1 protein-coding gene is annotated in these 571 nt (G+C 62.5%); it reads left to right on the top strand.

The genetic code is table 11. The features are described 5' to 3' along the window. The coding region (locus tag Air01nite_RS40895) for a phosphate ABC transporter ATP-binding protein (RefSeq protein ID WP_203708930.1) at positions 1-571 on the top strand (571 nt) is incomplete at both ends.

The raw sequence follows: 571 nt of genomic DNA, 5'->3' as shown, positions 1-571 counted from the left end.
AAGTCGACGTTCCTGCGTTCGATCAACCGGATGCACGAGGTGTTGCCGGGTGCGCGGGTCGAGGGCAAGCTGACGATCGACGACGAGAACATCTACGACAAGGATGTCGACGTCACTGCGGTGCGTCGGATGATCGGGATGGTGTTCCAGCGTCCGAACCCGTTCCCGACGATGTCGATTTTCGACAACGTGATCGCGGGTTTGAAGCTCAACGGTGTGCGGCGCAAGTCGGTGCTGGAGGACGCGGCGGAGAAGGCGTTGCGGTCGGCGAACCTGTGGGACGAGGTCAAGGATCGTCTGGGTAAGCCGGGTGCGGGTCTGTCGGGTGGTCAGCAGCAGCGGTTGTGTATCGCGCGGACGATCGCGGTGGAGCCGCAGGTCGTGTTGATGGACGAGCCGTGTTCGGCGTTGGACCCGATCTCGACGTTGGCGATCGAGGATCTGATGTTCAAGCTGAAGGACCGCTACACGATCATCATCGTGACGCACAACATGCAGCAGGCGGCGCGGGTGTCGGATCGGACGGCGTTCTTCTCGATCGACAAGACCGGCGACCCGGGCCGCCTGATCG

Origin of the sequence: Asanoa iriomotensis (assembly GCF_016862515.1) — a bacterium.
Taxonomy (GTDB): Bacteria; Actinomycetota; Actinomycetes; order Mycobacteriales; family Micromonosporaceae; genus Asanoa; species Asanoa iriomotensis.
Note: the sequence above shows the minus strand (reverse complement) of the source record. Positions and strands in the feature narration are given on the sequence as shown.